At 70.0% G+C, this 19245-nt stretch carries 16 protein-coding genes and 1 riboswitch; of the genes, 13 read left to right on the forward strand and 3 right to left on the reverse strand.

Annotated elements, in window-relative coordinates; translation table 11 throughout:
- Positions 1-201: 201 nt before the first annotated feature.
- The 13 genes from ACFVXE_RS06465 to ACFVXE_RS06525 all read left to right on the forward strand — a co-directional run bounded on the left by ACFVXE_RS06465 (position 202) and on the right by ACFVXE_RS06525 (position 14456).
- Entirely contained in the window at positions 202-1161 is a 960-nt protein-coding gene (locus ACFVXE_RS06465; RefSeq protein ID WP_389669733.1) for a glycosyltransferase family 2 protein, read from the forward strand.
- Complete coding sequence (locus ACFVXE_RS06470) at positions 1158-1547, forward strand: GtrA family protein (protein ID WP_389669735.1); 390 nt, start codon at positions 1158-1160, stop codon at positions 1545-1547. The genes ACFVXE_RS06465 and ACFVXE_RS06470 overlap by 4 nt, the downstream gene beginning before the upstream one ends.
- Before the next feature lie 128 nt (positions 1548-1675).
- Positions 1676-2329 (forward strand): SurA N-terminal domain-containing protein, encoded by a 654-nt coding sequence (locus tag ACFVXE_RS06475; protein WP_389669737.1) that lies wholly within the window; start codon positions 1676-1678, stop codon positions 2327-2329.
- Positions 2330-2437: 108 nt separating this feature from the next.
- Positions 2438-3412 (forward strand): nucleoside triphosphate pyrophosphohydrolase, encoded by a 975-nt coding sequence (locus tag ACFVXE_RS06480; RefSeq protein ID WP_389669739.1) that lies wholly within the window; start codon positions 2438-2440, stop codon positions 3410-3412.
- A 43-nt stretch (positions 3413-3455) separates the two neighbouring features.
- Positions 3456-4748, forward strand: coding sequence for a cytochrome P450 (locus ACFVXE_RS06485; RefSeq protein WP_389669741.1), 1293 nt, complete (start codon positions 3456-3458; stop codon positions 4746-4748).
- Positions 4749-4853: 105 nt separating this feature from the next.
- Complete coding sequence (locus tag ACFVXE_RS06490) at positions 4854-5786, forward strand: transglycosylase family protein (protein WP_389669742.1); 933 nt, start codon at positions 4854-4856, stop codon at positions 5784-5786.
- 300 nt (positions 5787-6086) lie between these two features.
- Positions 6087-6258, forward strand: a riboswitch (cyclic di-AMP (ydaO/yuaA leader).
- Between the two features lie 3 nt (positions 6259-6261).
- Complete coding sequence (locus tag ACFVXE_RS06495) at positions 6262-6975, forward strand: transglycosylase family protein (RefSeq protein ID WP_389669744.1); 714 nt, start codon at positions 6262-6264, stop codon at positions 6973-6975.
- 303 nt (positions 6976-7278) lie between these two features.
- Complete coding sequence (gene eno, locus ACFVXE_RS06500) at positions 7279-8565, forward strand: phosphopyruvate hydratase (RefSeq protein ID WP_389669746.1); 1287 nt, start codon at positions 7279-7281, stop codon at positions 8563-8565.
- Between the two features lie 123 nt (positions 8566-8688).
- Positions 8689-9159, forward strand: coding sequence for a septum formation initiator family protein (locus tag ACFVXE_RS06505; RefSeq protein WP_389669748.1), 471 nt, complete (start codon positions 8689-8691; stop codon positions 9157-9159).
- Between the two features lie 72 nt (positions 9160-9231).
- The gene (locus ACFVXE_RS06510) at positions 9232-9774 is read left to right on the forward strand and encodes a DUF501 domain-containing protein (protein ID WP_389669749.1); all 543 of its coding nucleotides are present in this window, start codon (positions 9232-9234) and stop codon (positions 9772-9774) included.
- A gap of 94 nt (positions 9775-9868) precedes the next feature.
- The gene (locus ACFVXE_RS06515) at positions 9869-10810 is read left to right on the forward strand and encodes an exopolyphosphatase (RefSeq protein ID WP_389669751.1); all 942 of its coding nucleotides are present in this window, start codon (positions 9869-9871) and stop codon (positions 10808-10810) included.
- A 665-nt stretch (positions 10811-11475) separates the two neighbouring features.
- Positions 11476-12861 (forward strand): NAD(P)/FAD-dependent oxidoreductase, encoded by a 1386-nt coding sequence (locus ACFVXE_RS06520; RefSeq protein ID WP_389669753.1) that lies wholly within the window; start codon positions 11476-11478, stop codon positions 12859-12861.
- Between the two features lie 290 nt (positions 12862-13151).
- Entirely contained in the window at positions 13152-14456 is a 1305-nt protein-coding gene (locus ACFVXE_RS06525) for a class I SAM-dependent methyltransferase (protein WP_389669755.1), read from the forward strand.
- 82 nt (positions 14457-14538) lie between these two features.
- Here the strand turns inward: ACFVXE_RS06525 and ACFVXE_RS06530 are convergent, their stop codons facing one another.
- From ACFVXE_RS06530 to ACFVXE_RS06540, 3 genes are all read right to left on the reverse strand, one after another.
- Complete coding sequence (locus ACFVXE_RS06530; RefSeq protein ID WP_389669757.1) at positions 14539-17064, reverse strand: ABC transporter permease; 2526 nt, start codon at positions 17062-17064, stop codon at positions 14539-14541.
- 58 nt (positions 17065-17122) lie between these two features.
- Positions 17123-17893 carry an ABC transporter ATP-binding protein gene (locus ACFVXE_RS06535; RefSeq protein WP_389669759.1) on the reverse strand — a complete coding sequence of 257 codons (771 nt, stop codon included), beginning with the start codon at positions 17891-17893 and terminating at the stop codon, positions 17123-17125.
- 205 nt (positions 17894-18098) lie between these two features.
- A complete protein-coding gene (locus ACFVXE_RS06540) occupies positions 18099-19118 on the reverse strand; it encodes a LacI family DNA-binding transcriptional regulator (RefSeq protein WP_389669761.1) in 1020 nt (339 codons plus the stop codon).
- Between the last annotated feature and the right edge of the window lie 127 nt (positions 19119-19245).

The raw sequence follows: 19245 nt of genomic DNA on the forward strand, positions 1-19245 counted from the left end.
TCCTCCCGGACCGGCCGCGATCCGGCGTGCGGCGGTCCCTCGGCCGCCGGCCGGGGACGGTGCGGGAATGCGAACGAATTTCGCAGCTGCGAAAGAAATGACCCGTCTCGAACGGTTTCCACGATGGTTCGATGCGCGTAATGGCCGCCCGTCGTGCATGTCACCCCGGTATCTGTCGCGTCGGCAGGGTGAGATGCTTCTGTGCTGATCTCGTTGGTGGTGCCTTGTTTCAACGAGGAGGAGATCCTCGAACGCTTCCATGCTCGCGTCACGGGTGAAATGACCCGGCTGGGTCATGAATTCCAGCTCGTCTACATCGACGACGGCAGCGCGGACCGTACGCTTCCGGTCCTTGAGGAGCTGGCCGCCGCCGACCCGCGGACCCGGTACCTCTCCTTCAGCCGCAACTTCGGCAAGGAGGCCGCCATGCTCGCGGGCCTCCAGCACGCGGACGGGGACGCCGTCGTCATCATGGACGCCGACCTCCAGCACCCGCCCGAGCTCATCGGCCGCATGGTGGACGAGCACGCCGACGGCTACGACCAGGTGATCGCCCGCCGCACCCGCAAGGGCGACCGCGTCACCCGCACCCTCGGCGCCCGCGCCTACTACCGGCTCATCAACCGGCTGGTGGACGTGGAACTGGTCGACGGCGTCGGCGACTTCCGGCTGCTGTCCCGGCGCACCGTCGACGCCGTTCTCGAACTCACCGAGTACAACCGTTTCTCCAAGGGCCTGTTCGCCTGGGTCGGATTCCGCACGACGACCTTCGGCTACGAGAATGCGGCCCGTGAGCAGGGCAGTTCGGCCTGGACGCTCGGGAAACTTCTCAACTACGGACTCGACGGGCTGCTCTCCTTCAACAACAAGCCGCTGCGCACCGCCCTGTACCTGGGGATGACGCTGATGTCCGTGGCATTCGTCTATGCCGCCTGGATCGTCGGGGTCGCCCTCGTGAAAGGGGTGGACACGCCCGGCTATGTCACGCTGATCGTCGTGGTCACGGCCCTCGCCGGAGTCCAGATGGTGATGGTGGGGGTGGTCGGTGAATATGTGGGCCGTATCTATTACGAGGTGAAGCGTCGCCCGCACTTCCTGGTGAAGGCGTCCAACACCGGCGTGCCGAATCAGCAGCGGCCGCGGGAGTTCGTACGCCGATGACGGTCACGGCCCAGATGACCCGCTTCGCCCTCGTCGGCGTCGTGAACACCCTCACGTACTTCGGCTGCTACCTGGCCCTGCTGCCCGTGCTGCCGTACCTGGCCGCGCACGTGATCGCGTTCGCGGCGAGCATGACGGGCTCGTTCCTGCTGAACTCGTACTTCACCTACCGGACCCGCCCCACCTGGCGGAAGTTCCTGCTCTTCCCGCTCACCAACGCCGCCAACTTCCTCCTCACGACAGCCGGCGTCTGGCTGCTGGTCGACGGCGCCGGGTTCAGCAGCCGCTACGCACCGCCGGTCGCGGCGCTGGCGGCCGTCCCGGTCACCTTCGTGGTCTCCCGCGCGATCATGCTGCGGCCGGAAACAGCCGCCGGGAACCGTTGAACCGGCCCACATCCCCAACTCCTGGCGAATCGTTGGTCGAACCAGTGGCCCGGATCACGCCCACTGCCTAACATCGATCACCGCAAGGTCTTGTGCACCGCCGCACAATCTCTCCCCGGGAGGCTCCTTTGCACCGCCGCCGTCGCACCGCGCTCCTCATCTCCGCCGCAACGCTCGTCGCGGCGCCGCTCCTCTCCGCCTGCGGCAACCAGGCCCACCCCGGTGCCGCAGCCGTGGTCGGCGGGGACCGGATCGAGGTGTCCACCGTGCAGGCGCAGGCAGCTGCCGTACGCACCGCGCAGCGCGACTCCAAGGATTCGGTCCAGCTGATCAGCAAGTCCGGGCAGCTCAGCCGGGCCAAGCTGCACGGGCTGATCTTCGACCGGATCCTGGACAAGGCCACCGCGGACGCGGGCGTGACGGTCAGTCGCGGCGAGATCCAGCAGATGCGGCAGTCCGCGGCCGCCCAGTCCGGGGGCGAGGCGCAACTGCGGACGGTGATGCTTCAGCAGAACTGGGTCGCTCCCGGACAGATCGATGCCGTGCTGCGCGAACAGGTCCAGCTGTCGAAGCTGGCCCAGGCCCTCGGCGCCGACCTGCAACAGCCTGCCGGGCAGAAGATCGTCAGCGAGGCGCTCAGCTCGGCGTCGAAGTCGCTGCACATCGACGTCAACCCGCGCTTCGGCACCTGGGACAACAAGCAGACCCAGCTCGCCGACTACAAGGCCCCCTGGATCGCCCGGGCCCCCAAGGCCGCCCAGGAGGTGGACGCCGGGGCCTGAGGACCCGATCGTCCTCCACGCAGCACGGACAGCCCCCCGGGAGGGGCGCTGACGCTCCTGGCCGGACTCGCCAGGAACATCAGCACCCCTCCTGGGTAAGTTGGTGGGGTGAACGCTGAAGACCCCGGTCGTATCGTCCTGCTCACCGCCAGCCACCGGGTCGCTCCCGGACTGCTGTCCTGGCCCGCCTGGGAGGCGCTGCGCGCCGCCGACCGGGTGCTGTGCGCCGAGCCCGACCATCCTCAGCTGCCGTATCTGCGCGAGGCGGGGGTCACCGCCGAGCAGTCCGCGCCCACCGCGCAGCAACTCGTCGAGGCCTGCGCCGGCGGCCGGACCGTCGTGATCCTCACCGGCGGCGAGGGCAGTCAGCCGCTGACGGACGGGCTGGCCCGGCTGGCCGGTTCGGGCCGGGTACAGATGCCGGACCTGGAGCTGCTGCCCGGTTCGTACGATCTGCCCGGCGCCCGTCTCCTCGATCTCGTCCAGGTCATGGACCGGATCAGGGCCGAGTGCCCGTGGACCTCCCGGCAGACCCACGAGGGGCTCGCCAAGTACGCCATCGAGGAGGCGTACGAACTCGTCGAGGCGATCGAGGACGGCGACCGCGACGAGCTGCGTGAGGAACTCGGGGACGTACTCCTCCAGGTCGTCCTCCACGCCCGGATCGCGGAGGAGGGCCGCCCGGAGGACGGGGCCGAGCCGTTCTCCGTCGACGACGTCGCCGCCACCCTCGTCGAGAAGCTGATCCACCGCCACCCGCACATCTTCGGCGACGAGACCGCCGAGACCCCGGAGGACGTCCACGCGCACTGGCTGCGCACCAAGGCCATCGAGAAGCAGCGCGACTCGGTCACCGACGGAGTGCCGCTGGGCCAGCCCGGTCTGGCGCTCGCGACGAAGCTGGCGAGCCGGGTCCGCGCCGCCGGACTCGACGTGCCGCTCCCGAAGGGCGACGGCATCGGTTACGAGCTCCTCGCCCTCGCCGTACGCGCGGAACAGGACGGCGCCGACCCCGAGGCCGCGCTGAGGGCGGCGGGCCGCGTCTACCGGGACGCGATCCTGGCGGCGGAGCGCACCCGCTGACAGCCGGGTCGGAGCGGCGCCGGGTGTTGGATAACGTCCTGGTGTGTCCGATCAGAGCTCTGCCGTACCCGATGTGACCCCGCCCGCACTCTTCACCTGGGAGTTCGCCACCGACCCGTACCCGGCCTACGCCTGGCTGCGCGAGCACAGCCCCGTGCACCGAACCGCGCTGCCCAGTGGGGTCGAGGCGTGGCTCGTGACGCGGTACGAGGACGCCCGGCAGGCGCTCGCCGACACCCGGCTCTCCAAGAACCCGGCCCACCACGCCGAGCCGGCGCACGCCAAGGGGAAGACCGGTATCCCGGGTGAGCGGAAGGCGGAGCTGATGACGCATCTGCTGAACATCGACCCGCCCGACCACACCCGGCTGCGCCGCCTGGTCTCGAAGGCGTTCACCCCGCGCCGGATCGCGGAGTTCGCCCCGCGGGTGCAGGAGCTCACCGACCGTCTCATCGACAACTTCGCCGAGCAGGGGTCCGCGGACCTCATCCACGACTTCGCGTTCCCGCTGCCCATCTACGCGATCTGCGATCTGCTGGGCGTCCCGCCCGAGGACCAGGACGACTTCCGGGACTGGGCGGGCATGATGATCCGCCACGGCGGCGGCCCGCGCGGCGGGGTGGCCCGCTCGGTGAAGAAGATGCGCGGCTATCTCGCCGAGCTCATCCACCGTAAGCGGGAGAACCCGGGGGACGACCTGATCTCGGGGCTGATCCGGGCCAGCGACCATGGAGAGCACCTCACCGAGAACGAGGCCGCGGCGATGGCCTTCATCCTCCTCTTCGCCGGTTTCGAGACGACCGTCAACCTCATCGGCAACGGCGTCTACGCCCTGCTGCGCAACCCCGTGCAACGGGAGCGGCTCCAGCACTCGCTGGCCGCGGGGGAGACGGGGCTGCTGGAGACCGGCATCGAGGAACTGCTGCGGTACGACGGACCGGTGGAGCTGGCGACGTGGCGGTTCGCCACCGAGGCGCTGACGCTCGGCGGGCAGCGGATCGCGGCGGGCGACCCCGTGCTGGTGGTGCTCGCCGCCGCAGACCGGGACCCGGAACGGTTCACGGACCCCGACACGCTCGATCTCGCACGGCGTGACAATCAGCACCTCGGATACGGGCACGGCATCCACTACTGCCTGGGAGCACCGCTCGCCCGACTGGAGGGACAGGCCGCGCTGGCCACGCTGCTGAGGCGCCTTCCGGACCTGCGACTTGCGGTGGAACCATCCGATTTGCGATGGCGTGGCGGGCTCATCATGCGCGGACTGCGCACGCTCCCCGTGGAGTTCGGGGACGGACCCCGTTCCGATGCAGGTGACGCACTGTCAACTCTGTGACTTTCACGTGATCTGTGCTGCATCGACTTGTGACACGCGTTCGAGTCCCGCTAGGTTCACCGTTCGACTCACCAGTCACTTGTCAGTCACACGGAAGGCAACCCCATGGGCTCCGCGAACGGCAGACACCGTCGCCCTCGTCAGGCACCCGCCATCGTCGTCGCCGCAGGCGTGACCGGTTCGGCCATCGCCATCCCGCTGCTCGGCGCGGCCGGTGCGCATGCAGCCGACGCCACGACCTGGGACCGGGTCGCCGAGTGCGAGAGCGGCGGCATGTGGAGTGCCGACCTCGGCAACGGTTTCTACGGTGGCCTCCAGTTCTCGCAGGACACCTGGACGTCGTACGGCGGCGAGTCGTACGCACCGCGCGCGGACCTCGCGAGCCGCTCGCAGCAGATAGCGATCGCCGAGAAGGTGCTGGACGACAAGGGGCCGAAGGCCTGGCCCAGTTGTGCGGTGATCTCCGGGCTGACCGAGGACGGGTCGCTGCCGGGCGTCGACCCGGGCATCACGCCGTCGGCGGACCCGACGGAGAGCGCGGACGCGTCGTCGCCGTCCGCCGAGGAGTCCGGTACGTCCTCGCAGAAGGCGTCGGCCAAGAAGAAGGCCGGCTCGGCCACCGCGACCCCGTCCAGTAAGTCCGCTTCGTCCGACTCATCCGATTCGGCGCAGTCTTCCGGCTCGTCCGGCTCCGGCTCTTCCGATTCCTCCGGCTCCTCCGGTTCCTCCGGCGGCGAGGTGGGCGGTAAGCACCGCGGCGCACCGGCCTCCGAGGCGGGCCGGGGAGCGGACGGGTCCGGCGAGCGCGAGTCGGGTCGGCACGCCTCCCGTGGGGGCAGTGAGGCGCGCGACTCCGGCGCTGTGGTCGACGGCGAGTACACCGTCCGGCCCGGCGACAACCTCTGGGCGATTGCTGACGCACAGAAGGTGCCCGGTGGATGGCCCGCGCTCTACGAGGCGAACAAGGGTGCTGTCGGCGACGATCCGGACCTCATCCTCCCTGGCCAGAGCCTTGACCTCGATCTGAATGCGAAGTGAGAGCAGTCTGATCAACTGCTAAAAACACCCCAAAAACCGGGGTAGTTAGGGGACCTATGTCCACTTATGCGTAAGTGAGACATGGGTCTCTTTGCGTCAACTGGCGTGTCGCGTCTGCCGGGTCTGTCCGCATCGCCCCCCACCTGCGAAAACGACATTCGATCAGATGCGCGTAAGGGCTGATTGTCCGTTATGTCCATCTTTGAATGTGAGGGTTGCGTATGTTTACGGTCGGAACCGCTCGCACCGCGGGCCCCGTCGATCGTCACGCCGAATCCTGCCGTCGGTCGAAGGGAACAGACGCGTAAAGCGCCGTAGGCAGGAGCGGGGGACCCAGGTAAGCCGCCGGGTCCGATGGTCGGAAGACCGTCAGGGCCGGCTTGGGGTGAAGTCGCGCGCTAGGACGCGCGACCGGGCAACTCACTTGGCCCGAACCCGACAGCTCACCTCGTAGGCGTCGGTGAGGAGACCTTTCATGCTGCTCAACAGCAAGGCCAAGCACCGCCGCCCGTCCAAGGCCGTCCGTGTCGCCACGCTCGCCGGCGTCGCCGGTGCCGCCATCGCCGTTCCGCTGATGGGCGCGACCGGCGCATCCGCCGCCTCCGTCGCCACGTGGGACGCCGTCGCCCAGTGCGAGTCCGGTGGCAACTGGTCCATCAACACCGGCAACGGCTACTACGGCGGTCTGCAGTTCTCGCAGTCCAGCTGGGCCGCCGCCGGTGGTACGCAGTACGCGGCGCGGGCCGACCTCGCCACCAAGGCGCAGCAGATCGCCACCGCCGAGAAGCTCCTCGACATGCAGGGTCCGGGTGCCTGGTCCTGCGCCGGTGCCGGCGGCCTGACCGACGACGGTGTCGACCCGGGCGTCGACACCGGCTCCACCGCGCAGCAGAGCGCCCCGGCGCAGGAGTCGAAGCCTGCCGAGCACGCCGAGGCCCCCGCCGCCTCCCGCTCGGACCGCGGCACCGCCCCCGAGGCGGAGGCCAAGAAGACCGTCACCACGCCGACCGGCGAGAAGGTCGCCAAGGGTGACGGCGAGTACAAGGTGAAGTCCGGCGACTCGCTCAGCCGGATCGCCGCGCAGCACGGCGTGAAGGGCGGCTGGAAGCAGCTGTTCAAGCTGAACAAGGACATCGTCAAGGACGCCGACCTGATCTTCCCGGGTCAGCAGCTCCACCTGACGAAGTAGGACGTAGCGGTACGGGCGTTCCGCGACGGCGTGCGCCCGCGGTGCTCTCCTCCCCGAGCACCCCGACCCGGCGCGGATTCCCCCGTACGCGCCGGGTCGGGGTTTACGTGTTCACCGTTCAATGCTTGTAGTTACCAGTCAGTAGATTTCTGGAACTCTGCCCCGCTATGGGTGCCCTTGGGTCCTTTTTCGTCCCAGGAGGCGGGCGGGCGGCGGGCCCGGGCGGCCCAGCCGGTTAGGCTCTTGTCGCAAGGCCAAAGTGACCCTGCACAACCAGCGTCATATCCCAGAAGGAGATGCCTCGTGCCGTCCATCGACGTCGTCGTAGCCCGGGAAATCCTCGACTCCCGCGGAAACCCCACGGTCGAGGTCGAGGTTGGCCTCGACGACGGCAGCACGGGCCGTGCTGCCGTCCCGTCCGGCGCCTCCACCGGTGCGTTCGAGGCCATTGAGCTTCGCGACGGTGACCCCAACCGCTACCAGGGCAAGGGCGTCGAGAAGGCCGTCCTCGCCGTGATCGAGCAGATCGGCCCGGAGCTCGTCGGTTACGACGCGACCGAGCAGCGGCTGATCGACCAGGCCATGTTCGACCTGGACGCCACCGAGAACAAGGGCTCGCTCGGCGCCAACGCCATCCTCGGCGTCTCGCTGGCCGTCGCGCACGCCGCCTCCGAGGCATCGGACCTGCCGCTGTTCCGCTACCTCGGTGGCCCGAACGCGCACCTGCTGCCCGTCCCGATGATGAACATCCTCAACGGTGGGTCGCACGCCGACTCCAACGTGGACATCCAGGAGTTCATGATCGCCCCGATCGGCGCGGAGTCCTTCTCCGAGGCCCTGCGCTGGGGCGCGGAGGTCTACCACACGCTGAAGAAGGTCCTGAAGACCAAGGGCCTGTCGACCGGTCTCGGCGACGAGGGCGGCTTCGCGCCGAACCTGGAGTCGAACCGCGCCGCCCTGGACCTCATCGTCGAGGCCATCAAGGAAGCCGGCTACGTCCCGGGCAAGGACATCGCGCTCGCGCTCGACGTCGCCGCGTCCGAGTTCTACAAGGACGGCAAGTACGAGTTCGAGGGCAAGTCCCGCTCGGCCGCCGAGATGACCGAGTACTACGAGGAGCTCGTCTCCGCGTACCCGCTGGTCTCCATCGAGGACCCGCTGTACGAGGACGACTGGGCCGGCTGGAAGGTCATCACCGACAAGCTCGGCGCCAAGGTGCAGATCGTCGGCGACGACCTCTTCGTCACCAACCCCGAGCGCCTGGCCCGTGGCATCGAGGAGGGCTCCGCCAACGCCCTGCTCGTCAAGGTCAACCAGATCGGTTCGCTGACCGAGACCCTCGACGCCGTCGAGCTGGCCCAGCGCAACGGCTTCAAGTGCATGATGTCCCACCGCTCCGGCGAGACCGAGGACGTCACCATCGCCGACCTGGCCGTCGCGGTGAACTGCGGCCAGATCAAGACCGGTGCCCCGGCCCGTTCGGACCGCGTCGCCAAGTACAACCAGCTGCTGCGCATCGAGGAGATCCTCGACGACGCGGCGGTGTACGCGGGCCGCTCCGCGTTCCCGCGGTTCCGCTCCGCGAACTGATCCGGAACCGCAAGGGCTGATCGCAGGCCCGTCACGGTTCAAAGGCTCCGGCCTCCGTCCGTCCCCGCACTCGGTCCCGTACCGTGTGCGGGGACGGACGTGCGTAATGGGGAGGCGGGAGACATGGCCGTGAAGGACCGGGACCGGTTCTCCACCGCGACCCGGCTGCGGCTGCTCGGCGAGCAGACCGCCGCCCGCGTCTACCGCTCCCAGAACCGCCGTCAGGCCCGCCGCTCCCGGCTCACCGGCCGGGCCGCCTTCCTCGCCCTGGTCGTCTGCTCGCTGGTGGTGGCGCTCGCGTACCCGATGCGGCAGTACGTGTCGCAGCGCGACGAGATCGCCGACCAGCGGCGGCTGGCGCAGGACGCCGAGGCGCGCACCGAGGAGCTGCGTGACGAGAAGGCACGCCTCCAGGACGACGCGTACATCAGGCGGCTGGCCCGGGAACACCTGCACTACGTGCTTCCCGGTGAGACCGGGTACACGGTGATCGACCCCGACGCGGCGAAGGAACGCAGCGGGGGGCCGCGGGCGGGCGGCCGGCCGTGGCACGCGAACCTGTGGGACGGCGTGGACAGCGCCGACCGAGGTTGACCTCTTCCTTTCCCCATCTCCGCAGGACCTTGCGGAGCCGTATCCACATATCCGAGTAGATCCAAGGCAGGCATGGAAACGCCCCCTCCCCAGACCGAGTCCACCGCGCCCACCGAGGCGGACATCGCCGCGTTCCAGCAGCAGCTCGGCCGCCCGCCGCGCGGGCTGCGCGCGATCGCCCACCGCTGCCCGTGCGGCAACCCGGACGTGGTCGAGACGTCCCCGCGGCTGGAGGACGGCACGCCGTTCCCGACGACGTACTACCTGACGTGCCCGCGCGCAGCCTCCGCGATCGGCACGCTGGAGGCGAACGGCGTCATGAAGGAGATGACGGAGCGTCTGGGCACGGACCCGGAGCTCGCGGCGGCCTACCGCAACGCGCACGAGGACTACATCGCCCGCCGCGACGCCATCGAGGTCCTGGAGGGCTTCCCGAGCGCGGGCGGCATGCCGGACCGGGTGAAGTGCCTGCACGTGCTGGTCGGGCACTCGCTGGCGGCGGGTCCGGGGGTCAATCCGCTGGGCGACGAGGCGATCGCCATGCTGCCGGAGTGGTGGCGCAAGGGGGCGTGCGTGACACCGTGCGACCCCGGCGCGGAACCGTCCGGGGGCTGATCCCTCCCGGGGCGCCGCCCCGGAACCCTGCTCCCCGGTGGACGGAGGGGCTTGATTGCGGGGCCTCGCCCCGGGCACCACGACAGGAGAGCTCATGACTCGCGTTGCCGCCATCGACTGCGGAACCAACTCCATCCGACTGCTCGTCGCCGACGCGGATCCCGCCACCGGTGAACTCGTCGAGCTCGACCGGCGGATGGAGATCGTCCGGCTCGGGCAGGGGGTCGACCGCACCGGACGGCTCGCCCCGGAGGCGCTGGAGCGGACCTTCGCCGCCTGCCGCCAGTACGCGGAGGTCGTCAAGGAGCACGGCGCCGAGAAGATCCGGTTCGTCGCCACGTCCGCCTCCCGCGACGCGGAGAACCGGGACGAGTTCGTCCGCGGTGTGCTGGACATCCTCGGCGTCGAGCCGGAGGTGATCACCGGTGACCAGGAGGCGGAGTTCTCCTTCACCGGTGCCACCAAGGAGCTGGAGGGCAGCGACCACCTCGCGAAGCCCTACCTGGTGGTGGACATCGGCGGCGGATCCACCGAGTTCGTCGTCGGCGACGACCACGTGCTGGCCGCGCGGTCCGTGGACATCGGCTGCGTACGGATGACCGAGCGCCATCTCGTGCACGACGGTGTCGTCACCGATCCGCCCACGCCGGACCGGATCACGGCGATCCGCGCGGACATCGAGGCCGCCCTCGACCTGGCCGAGGAGACCGTCCCGCTCGGCGACGCGGCCACGCTCGTGGGCCTCGCAGGCACCGTCACCACGGTGGCCGCGATCGCGCTGGGGCTGGCGGAGTACGACTCCGAGGCGATCCACCACTCCCGCATCTCCTTCGACCAGGTCCAGGAGATCACCGGACGACTCCTCGCCTCGACCCACGCCGAGCGGGCCGCGATTCCGGCGATGCACCCGGGGCGGGTCGATGTGATCACCGCCGGGGCTCTGGTCCTGCTGGCCGTGATGGAGCGGACCGGGGCACGCGAGGTCGTCGTCAGTGAGCACGACATCCTCGACGGGATCGGCTGGTCGATCGCCTGAGGGGCGGTCCGTACGTCCCGGCGGGATCGGGGGCGTCGCGTCCCACGCGGTGCCGGGCGGGGCGGCGGGGCGCCCTCGTGCCGGGTGTGTCCGGGCAGCCCTGCAGTGCGGCGGGCGCCGTGGCCGCAGTCCCGTGCCCCGGCCGGCACGGAAGGGGCGGCGGCTCCCGGTCCATGGACGGCCAAGGGCCCGGGAGCCGGTGGTGCGGGGGGCCGTCGGGGGCCCGTTCACGGGGTGCGGCGAGCGGCGCACGGCGGGTGCTCATGCGCACTCCCGCCTGCACCTTTGAGCCTTTCCGGCCCCCTTCGGGACCCTTCCACGAGACCGGCTGCGACCAAGTTCGTGAACTTCTTCACAAGGAATTCGGTCCACCGACGCGCACTTCTGCTCCGTACGGGCCCTCGCGGCCGCCCGTGGCTCCGCCCGGCACCCGCGCCGACAGGTTTCGGATGTGTTGCGGGCGTGTGCGATGGAGGGGTGGTTCACCCGCCGGCAGGGCTCAAGGGCCAGCTCACAAGCGGTGAACAACGTTCGCCGGTGCGCCGCGGTTCCCCTGCGGCGTCATGACCTCGGTCACGTGGGCGGCGGAGTGTAGCAGAGGGTGGGGGATACCTTGTGAAGGGGCTCACGAGCGTGCCCCCCGAGGGGGGTGGATACTCGATGGCATGAGCACCACGGAGCGTCCCAGGATCCTCGTAGTAGGCGGTGGGTACGTAGGCCTGTACGCAGCTCGACGCATTCTGAAGAAGATGCGCTACGGAGAGGCGACCGTCACGGTCGTCGACCCGCGCTCGTACATGACGTACCAGCCCTTCCTCCCCGAAGCCGCCGCCGGCAGCATCTCCCCGCGGCATGTCGTCGTCCCGTTGCGACGCGTGCTGCCGAAGGCGGAGGTTCTGACCGGTCGGGTCACCACCATCGATCAGGACCGCAAGGTCGCCACGGTCGCGCCGCTCGTCGGCGAGGCCTACGAGCTGCCCTTCGACTACCTGATCATCGCGATGGGCGCCGTCTCGCGCACCTTCCCGATCCCCGGCCTGGCCGAACAGGGCATCGGTATGAAGGGCATCGAGGAGGCCATCGGCCTGCGCAACCACGTCCTCGAGCAGCTGGACAAGGCTGACTCGACGACCGACGAGGACGTCCGCCGCAGGGCGTTGACGTTCGTCTTCGTGGGCGGCGGCTTCGCCGGCGCGGAGACCATCGGCGAGGTCGAGGACATGGCCCGCGACGCGGCGAAGTACTACACGAACGTGAAGCGCGAGGACATGCGCTTCATCCTCGTCGACGCCGCCGACAAGATCCTTCCCGAGGTCGGCCCGAAGCTGGGCACCTGGGGCCGGGAGCACCTGGAGTCCCGTGGCGTCGAGGTCTTCCTCTCGACCTCCATGGACTCCTGCGTCGACGGTCACGTCGTCCTGAAGAACGGCCTCGAGGTCGACTCCAACACCATCGTGTGGACGGCCGGCGTGAAGCCGAACCCGGCGCTGGCCCGCTTCGGCCTGCCGCTCGGTCCGCGCGGTCACGTGGACACCTCCGAGAAGCTCCAGGTGCAGGGCACGGACTACATCTGGGCCGCGGGCGACAACGCCCAGGTTCCGGACATGGTCGGCCGCAAGGCCGGCAACCCGAACGCCTGGTGCCCGCCGAACGCCCAGCACGCGCTGCGTCAGGCGAGGGTCCTCGGTGACAACGTCATCTCCGGGATGCGCGGCTTCCCGCAGAAGGACTACAGCCACGCCAACAAGGGTGCGGTCGCCGGTCTCGGCCTGCACAAGGGCGTCGCGATGATCGTCATGGGCAAGGTGAAGATCAAGCTCAAGGGCCGTCTCGCCTGGTACATGCACCGTGGCTACCACGGTCTGGCGATGCCGACCTGGAACCGCAAGATCCGGATCTTCGCCGACTGGACCCTTGCCATGTTCCTCAAGCGCGAGGTCGTCTCGCTCGGCGCCATGGAGACGCCGCGCGAGGAGTTCTACGAGGCCGCCAAGCCGGCCCCGGCTCCGGCCGCCGCCAAGGCCGAGGGCGAGAAGGCCAAGGCTTCCTAGTCCGGGCTCCGGTCCGCCGGATCCTCTCCGTACACGCCCGAAGGGGCCGTCCGCCATCCGTGGTGCGGGCGGCCCCTTCGGCGTGTCCGGCGGCTCGACCGCCACCCGGTCAAATGCGTGTGGTGTGCAGGTATTTTGCCGTTCCGTTGCGCCACTGCGGGATGGCGTTGGCGCCGGAGAGTGTTGATGGGGGTGTACCTCGTCGTGGCACCACGGGTGCATGGCGTGGTTCGAGGCATGTTTGGGCATGTTTGGGCACGTTGGGACACACCATCACGGAGGTGTACGCCATGGCAGACGCCGCATTGCGGCTGACCGCTCTCGCCGAGGAGTTGCTGGGAGAACCCCTGCCGGTCCGGATCCGGGCCTGGGACGGCAGTGAATCCGGGCCGCCAGGTGCCCCCGTTCTCGTCATCCGGAACCGCCGCGCCCTGCGCCGACTGCTCTGGAAGCCGGGCGAACTCGGGCTGGCCCGCGCCTGGGTGGCCGGGGAACTCGAGATCGACGGCGATCTGTACGAGACGCTGAACCTGATGGCCGGACTGCTCTGGGAGCGCGGCGCGGACGCGAAGGACACCGTCCACCCGATCCGGGACCCGAAGGTGCGGGCCGCCGCCCGGAGCCTGCTGCAACTGGCAGGACCCTGGCCGCCCCCGCCCCCGCCCCCCGAGGAGGTCCGCCGCCGCACCGGCACCCTGCACACCAAGCGCCGCGACAAGGAGGCCATCAGCCACCACTACGACGTCGGCAATGACTTCTACGAACTGGTCCTCGGCCCGTCCATGGTCTACTCCTGCGCCTACTGGGAGGACGGCGGCAGCCTGGAGGACGCCCAGCGCGACAAGCTCGACCTGGTCAGCCGCAAGCTCGCGCTGAAGGAAGGCGACCGCCTCCTCGACGTCGGCTGCGGCTGGGGCTCCATGGCCATCCACGCGGCCCGCGAGTACGGCGCCCAGGTCACCGGAGTGACGCTCTCCACCGAACAGGCGGCGTACGCCCGCAAGCGCATCGCCGAGGAAGGACTGACGGACCGGATCGAGATCCGGGTCCAGGACTACCGGGACGTCAGGGACGGCCCGTACGACGCCATCTCGTCGATCGGGATGGCCGAACACGTCGGCTCGGTCCGTTACCGCGAATACGCCGACGACCTCTTCGCACTCCTCAAGCCGGGCGGCCGGCTGCTCAACCACCAGATCGCCCGCCGTCCCGAACGTGACGAGTCCGCATACCACGTGGACGATTTCATCGACGCCTACGTCTTCCCGGACGGCGAACTCGCGCCGCTGGGGCGGACCGTCGCCACACTCGAGGAAGCCGGCTTCGAGGCGCGCGACGTCGAGTCGATCCGGGAGCACTACGCCCTGACCCTGCGCCACTGGGTCGCCAATCTGGAGAAGCACTGGGACCGGGCGGTCGCGCTGACCTCGCCCGGCCGGGCCAGGGTCTGGCGCCTCTACATGGCCGCCTCGGCTCTCTCCTTCGAGCACAACAAGATCGGGGTCAACCAGATCCTCGCGGTGCGTCCGGTGGGCGGCGGCTCCTCCCGGATGCCGCTGCGCGCCCGCGTGTGGAAGGCGTCCGCGACCGACTGAGCCGCGCGGCGGAAAAGGGAGGAGGGCCGGTACCCGCGGCGTCGTCCGCGGGTACCGGCCCTCCTGGCGGGGAACCGCCCCGCTACTCGGTCTTGATCGCCGTCAGCATGTTCAGCCGCGCGGCGCTGCGGGCCGGCCAGAGCGAGGCCAGCACGCCCACCAGCGCCGCCAGCGCCAGGAAGACCGCGATCCGGTCCCACGGGATCACCAGGGCGTAGCCCGGGATGGCGGAGGCCAGCGTCCGGCCGATCGCCCAGCCGAGGAACGTGCCGAGCGCGACCCCGACGACCGCGCCGAAGAGCGAGATGACCACGGCCTCCAGCCGGATCATGCGCTTCACCTTGCGCCGGTCCAGGCCGATCGCCCGCAGCATGCCGATCTCCTGCTGACGCTCGAAGACCGACATCGCCAGGGTGTTGACGACCCCGAGCACCGCGATGATCAGGGCCATCGCCAGCAGCCCGTACATGATGTTCAGCGCCGTGCCGATGAAGCCGCCGAACGTGTCCCGGATGTCCTGCCGGTCCATGACGGACATCGCAGGGTTGTCGCCCAGGGCGTCGACCAGGGCCTTCTCGTGGGCCTTCGACGCGCCGCCGTCCGTCTTCAGCCAGATCTCGCGGATGTCCGCGCGGCTCTGGTGGGCGTCCACGAGAGTCCTCGGCATCAGGACCGGCGAGAGGAACTGGTTCTCCCGGTAGACCGCGCCGACCTTCACAGTGCCCTTCCGGTCGTCCTCGTACGTCACCGGGAGGGTGTCGCCGGTCTTCCATCCGTTCGACTTCGCGGTCTTGTCGGCGACGGCGATCCGGCCGTGGCCGAGCGAGTCCAGGGAACCGGAGACCGTCTTCAGGGAGAAGACCTGCTGCACGTCGCCCGGAGTGACGCCGGAGGCCGAGTGGAACTTGCCCCCGACCTTGAGGAAGGCGGCCTGCTGGGGCGAGACGGCGGTGACGCCGTCGGCCTTCTCCAGGGCGGTGAGCGCCGACCCGTCGAGCGAGTCGCCGCTCGCCATCGAGATCATGTAGTCGGCCTTGACGTTGTCCGTCGTCATCCGGTCGACGGCCTGGCCGAGCGTGACCCCGAGCACCGAGATGCCGGTGACCAGGGTGAGACCGATGGCCAGCGCGGAGGCTGTCGCTCCGGTACGCCGCGGATTACGGACCGCGTTCTGCGCGGCCAGCTTGCCCGAGACCCCGAACAGTTTCATCAGCAGCGGCCGCACCAGCGCGATCACCGGCCGCGACAGCAGCGGGATCAGCACGATGACACCGATCAGCGCGACGAAGGCACCGGCCCCGATCATCGTCCGGCCGTCCTTGCCGGCCGCCGCTCCGGCGACGATCCCGGCCGCTCCGAGCAGGGTGAGCACCCCGCCGATCGAGTTCCGTACGACCAACGACTTGGTGGTGGCCACCGCGTGGACGCTGCTCATCGCGGCCACCGGCGGGATCTTCGCGGCCCGGCGGGCGGGCAGCCACGCGGCCACCACGGTGATCAGGACGCCGACGCCGAACGCCGCGCCGACCGCGGTGGGGGAGACCACCAGCGGTCCGGCCGGGATCCTGCCGCCGATCAGGCTCATCGCGGAGCGCAGCCCGGCCGCGAGGCCGAGCCCGAGCAGGAAGCCGGTGACCGAGGCGATCGCGCCGACCACGCCCGCTTCGAGGAGGACCGAGCGCTTGACCTGGCGGCGGGAGGCGCCGACGGCACGCAGCAGCGCGAGCTCCTTGGTCCGCTGGGCGACCAGCATGGTGAACGTGTTGGCGATCAGGAAGACGCCGACGAACAGGGCGATGGCGGCGAAGGCGAGCAGCATCGTGTTGAGGTTGCTCAGGCCGCTCTCGATCTGCTCGGCCTGGTCGTCGGCGAGGGCCTTGCCGGTCCTGGCGGTGGCGCCCTTCGGCAGCAGCGGCTCCACCGCGTCCAGCAGCTTCCGGTCGGAGGCGCCGGCCGCGGCGGTGACGGTGACGTCCTGGAACCGGCCGGGCTTGAGGTAGAGCTGCTGGGCGACCGGGGTGTCGAAGAGGACCAGACTGCCGCCGGCGTTGACTGCACCGTCCTCGGTGGTGAAGACACCGGAGAGGGTGTACTCCTTCACCGGCCCGTTCGTGGCGACCCGCACCCGGTCGCCCACCCGGTACCCGCCCTTCTCCGCGGTCTGCTCGTCGAGCGCGATCCGGTCCTTGTCGGTCGGCCCGCTGCCGTCGACGAAGGTGTAGGAGGCGTCCTTGCCGTCCTTGCCGGGGAAGAAGTTGCCGCCGGTGTTGGACCAGCCGTTGCCGATCAGCTTGCCGCCGGGGTCGGCGACCCCGGCGAAGCCGGAGACCCGGCCGGTGGCGGTGTCCACCCCGTCCAGCCCCTGGATCTTCCGGAGCGTGGCGGCGTCGATGCCGGACGTCCCCTCGTCACGCCGGCCGGCGTGGGTGGTGACGGCGACGGCGACGTCGTCGTAGCTCTTCGCCGACTGGTTGCGGAAGGCGTTGCCGAGGGTGTCGGTGAAGACCAGGGTGCCGGAGACGAAGGCCACGCCGAGCATCACGGCGAGAACGGTCATCAGCAGCCTGGCCTTGTGCGCGAGCACGTTGCGCAGGGCGGTACGGAACATGTCTGTCAGTCCTGGGATGGGGAGAGGGTCCGGAAGAGGGCGCGAGGGCGGTCCGTGCTCAGCTGGTACGGCCCTTGGAGTCGAACGCCTTCATCCGGTCGAGGACCGCGTCCGCGGTGGGGTGCATCATCTGGTCGACGATCGCCCCGTCCGCGAGGAAGACCACCCGGTCCGCGTAGGAGGCGGCCACCGGGTCGTGGGTCACCATCACCACGGTCTGTCCCATCTCACGCACCGAATTGCGCAGGAAGCCCAGCACCTCGGCGCCGGAGCGGGAGTCCAGGTTCCCGGTCGGCTCGTCACCGAAGATGATCTCCGGCCGGGAGGCCAGGGCGCGGGCGACCGCGACGCGCTGCTGCTGGCCGCCGGAGAGCTCGGTGGGCCGGTGCTTCAGCCGGTCGGACAGCCCCACCATCTCGATCACCCGGCGCAGCCACTCGGCGTCGGGCCTGCGTCCCGCGATGTCCATCGGCAGCGTGATGTTCTCCGCCGCGGTCAGGGTGGGCAGCAGGTTGAACGCCTGGAAGATGAAACCGATCTTGTCCCGGCGGAGCTGGGTGAGCTGCTTGTCCTTGAGGGACCCCAGCTCCGTCTCGCCGATCCGCACCGAACCGCTGCTGAAGCTGTCCAGGCCGGCCACGCAGTGCATCAGGGTGGACTTGCCGGAGCCGGACGGGCCCATGATCGCGGTGAACTCGCCCTGCGGGAAGTCGACGGTGACCCGGTCCAGGGCCTTCACCTGGGTCTCGCCCTGTCCGTAGACCTTGGAAAGATCCGTGGCGCGGGCAGCCACCGCGGTGGCGCGGTGAGCGGTGGAGGTGACGGTCACGGGGGACACTCCTGTTCAGGACGGCGTTCGGGGAGCCCGGAGGCTGACCTCTCCATCGTCATCGCCGATCCGCCGCCGGGCGTCAGTCCCGGTGCCCGTTCCGGGGGGCCACTTGAGTCGCACCGCGGGGGCGATTCGTCCTCCTCGGGTATGACACCGACCCCGAGGCCGTACACCCCAGGGGCCATCCCGGGTCCTGCGGGGGTCAGCGCGGCGGGGCCGTGGAGCCGCGTGGGACGAGGCGGGCCGCGGAATCCTCGTACCCGGACGCCGTGCCCTCCGTGACCAGCGTCAGCAGGGTGCGCGCCGCATGGCTCCCGTACGCCGGGATGTCCCGGCTCAGCGCGGTCAGCGGCGGCCGGACCACCCGGGAGAGCTGGGAGTCGTCCCACGCGACCAGGGAGAGGTCGCCCGGTACGTCGAGCCCCATCTCCTGGGCGACCGAGAGACCGGCCACGGCCATGATGTCGTTGTCGTAGAGGACGGCGGTGGGGCGTGCGGCGGAGCTGATCAGCCGGCGCGTGGCATGTGCACCGCCGTCGCCGGAGTAGTCGGTGTGGACGATCACCGGTTCGCCCAGGCCCAGCTCGGCGCAGATCTCGGCCTGGGCGCGGTCGCGCAGCTGCGTGTGGATCAGGTCGGGGAGCCCCGCGACCCGGGCGACGGACCGGTGGCCCAGCGCGGTCAGGTACGTGAGGGTGTCCCGCACCGCCGTGTAGTCGTCGGACCATACGGGGGTGAGCGGGCCGGCCGCCGACGGGTGGCCGATCACCACCGCGGGCAGGCCGAGTTCGGCGACGCCCTCGACCCGCGGGTCCGAGGCGCGCAGATCGGCGAGGAAGACCCCGTCCACCCGGCCCTCGCCCCACCAGCGGCGGTAGGCCTCCAGCTCCTGTGCCGGATCGGTGACGACCTGGAGCAGCAGGGCGCAGCCGCGCGGGGAGAGTTCGCTCTCGATGCCGCTGATCAGTTCCATGAAGAACGGCTCCATGCCGAGCAGCCGGGCGGGCCGGCACAGGGCGAGGCCGACGGCGTCGGCGCGGGCGCGGGTGAGGGCGCGGGCGGCGCTGTTGGGCCGCCAGCCGATCTCCTGGGCGATGGCCTTGATCGAGGCGCGGGTGGCGGGCGAGACGCCCGGCCGGTCGTTCAGCGCGTACGACACCGCGACCTTGGAGACTCCGGCGCGGCGGGCGATGTCCGCGATCGTGGGGCGGTGTCTGTTCATGCGACCTCGCTTAACCGGTTCGTGTCTTTCGGTCATCCTAAGCGCCGACGCTGTCGCCTGCGGTTTCTCTACCGGGCGTGATCATTTGTCAACTCGTCCTGCAAATAAGGGAATGGGAGCGCTCCCT

The organism is Streptomyces sp. NPDC058231 (genome assembly GCF_042882275.1).
Lineage (GTDB): Bacteria > Actinomycetota > Actinomycetes > Streptomycetales > Streptomycetaceae > Streptomyces.

What these genes read in the sequence shown, in the direction of transcription:
- ACFVXE_RS06470 (WP_389669735.1), top strand. Translation starts at nt 1,158, where the DNA reads ATGACGGTCACGGCCCAGATGACCCGCTTCGCCCTCGTCGGCGTCGTG.
- ACFVXE_RS06525 (WP_389669755.1), top strand. Translation starts at nt 13,152, where the DNA reads ATGGCAGACGCCGCATTGCGGCTGACCGCTCTCGCCGAGGAGTTGCTG.
- ACFVXE_RS06505 (WP_389669748.1), top strand. Translation starts at nt 8,689, where the DNA reads ATGGCCGTGAAGGACCGGGACCGGTTCTCCACCGCGACCCGGCTGCGG.
- ACFVXE_RS06520 (WP_389669753.1), top strand. Translation starts at nt 11,476, where the DNA reads ATGAGCACCACGGAGCGTCCCAGGATCCTCGTAGTAGGCGGTGGGTAC.
- ACFVXE_RS06515 (WP_389669751.1), top strand. Translation starts at nt 9,869, where the DNA reads ATGACTCGCGTTGCCGCCATCGACTGCGGAACCAACTCCATCCGACTG.
- ACFVXE_RS06530 (WP_389669757.1), bottom strand. Translation starts at nt 17,064, where the DNA reads ATGTTCCGTACCGCCCTGCGCAACGTGCTCGCGCACAAGGCCAGGCTG.
- ACFVXE_RS06495 (WP_389669744.1), top strand. Translation starts at nt 6,262, where the DNA reads ATGCTGCTCAACAGCAAGGCCAAGCACCGCCGCCCGTCCAAGGCCGTC.
- ACFVXE_RS06540 (WP_389669761.1), bottom strand. Translation starts at nt 19,118, where the DNA reads ATGAACAGACACCGCCCCACGATCGCGGACATCGCCCGCCGCGCCGGA.
- ACFVXE_RS06490 (WP_389669742.1), top strand. Translation starts at nt 4,854, where the DNA reads ATGGGCTCCGCGAACGGCAGACACCGTCGCCCTCGTCAGGCACCCGCC.
- ACFVXE_RS06510 (WP_389669749.1), top strand. Translation starts at nt 9,232, where the DNA reads ATGGAAACGCCCCCTCCCCAGACCGAGTCCACCGCGCCCACCGAGGCG.